Source organism: Nocardia sp. NPDC060220, assembly GCF_042727815.1.
Taxonomy (GTDB): Bacteria; Actinomycetota; Actinomycetes; order Mycobacteriales; family Mycobacteriaceae; genus Nocardia.
In genome coordinates this window covers 1-1,533 of the sequence record NZ_JBHWZY010001233.1, presented here as the reverse complement: position 1 = coordinate 1,533, position 1,533 = coordinate 1, and the positions used below count along the sequence as shown (strand labels likewise).

Below are 1,533 nucleotides of genomic sequence, written 5' to 3'. Positions count from 1 at the left end.
CCAGCCGGAGGGCACGCTCGAACTGTCCACCATGCCCGCGGAATGCGGTTCGGTGCCCCTCGGCGTGCGTTGACCAGCGACGTTCCCGGCCGAGTTCACTCGGATCGGGTGGGTCGCAGCTGGAAATCACAGTCGGACAAGCAATATCGGTGGAGTGGTGACCTGCTCCGCCGCTTCGACCGAGGCGCACTGTGCGCCCGAGAATTAGGAGTGCGGTGATGGCTTTGGACGCCACTCTGGACCGTGACGAGCTGCTGACGCTGATCGGCAACGCCCTCGACGAGGACCTGCGCTACGGGCCCGACGTCACCACGATCGCCACCGTTGCCGAAGACGCGGTGAGCAAAGCCTCGGTCGTCTCGCGCCAGCACGGCACCGTCGCGGGCCTGGACGTCGGGCTGCTCGTGCTCGACGAGGTCCTCGGCGCGGGCACCTACGAGATCACCGCGCGGGTCGCCGACGGCACCCGGGTGGAGCCGGGCACCTCGGTGCTGAGCATCGTCGCCCCCACCCGCGGCCTGCTCACCGCCGAACGAACCATGCTCAACCTGGTGTGCCACCTGTCGGGCATCGCCACCGCCACCGCCGCCTGGGTCGACGCCGTCGACGGCACCGGATGCGAGATCCGCGACAGCCGCAAGACGCTGCCCGGCCTGCGCGCTCTGCAGAAGTACGCGGTCCGCGTCGGCGGCGGCGTCAACCACCGCATGGGGCTGGGCGATGCCGCCCTCATCAAGGACAACCACGTGGTGGCCGCCGGTTCGGTCGTCAACGCCCTGCGCGCGGTCCGCGCACTGGCACCCGACATCGCCTGCGAGGTGGAGGTCGACAGCCTCGAACAACTCGACGCTGTCCTCGCCGAAAACGTCGAACTCGTCCTGCTGGACAACTTTCCCCTCTGGCAGACCCAGGCCGCCGTCCAGCGCCGCGATGCCGCGGCCCCCGCGACGAAACTCGAGTCCTCCGGCGGACTTTCACTCGACCAAGCCGCCGAATACGCGAGCACCGGCGTCGACTACCTCGCCATCGGCGCCCTCACCCACTCGGTCCGCGTACTCGATCTCGGCCTGGATATGTGAGGTCATCTCGAAGCGGCGTAGACCCGCGGACCGGCTCTCGTGGTCGGTCGACAGCTCAGGTCTGTACCCAGGGGCTGCGGTCGGCGGCCGCATGCCACCAAGCCGGTGGTGACGGGTGTGTCGGCTGTGCTTCCGGTTGGTCGGGATGCAGGCCCAGGGGGCGCAGGGCCACGCTACGGATGGCGATACCGACCGCGCAACCGACGCGACCGTCGGCATGCCGGGCTCGCATGAGGTCGACGCGGATGTCGTCGGTGGCGAAGGGCATCCAGTCGATTCCGCGGTCGCGCAGTCAACCGCGCATGGCGCTGATCGGTCGCGGCGCGCCCTCGGTGGCCTCGTAGGTCATCAGCCGAATCCATTCGGGCTCTTCAGCATTCACCTGACCATTGTGACGGACTCGCCGGGCGAAATGTGGCGGCGGGACAGACCCAGATCCGCCGGTGATCGGTTC

The 1,533-nt window shown here is 68.8% G+C and carries 2 protein-coding genes; one reads left to right on the top strand and one right to left on the bottom strand.

The genetic code is table 11. The features are described 5' to 3' along the window. Window positions 1-218: 218 nt before the first annotated feature. On the top strand, window positions 219-1,079 hold the full coding sequence (nadC, locus tag ACFWF3_RS35595; RefSeq protein WP_379318530.1) for a carboxylating nicotinate-nucleotide diphosphorylase: 861 nt from the start codon (window positions 219-221) through the stop codon (window positions 1,077-1,079). A gap of 55 nt (window positions 1,080-1,134) precedes the next feature. Here the strand turns inward: nadC and ACFWF3_RS35590 are convergent, their stop codons facing one another. Beyond that, window positions 1,135-1,347 carry a hypothetical protein gene (locus tag ACFWF3_RS35590; RefSeq protein ID WP_379318528.1) on the bottom strand — a complete coding sequence of 71 codons (213 nt, stop codon included), beginning with the start codon at window positions 1,345-1,347 and terminating at the stop codon, window positions 1,135-1,137. Window positions 1,348-1,533 lie beyond the last annotated feature (186 nt).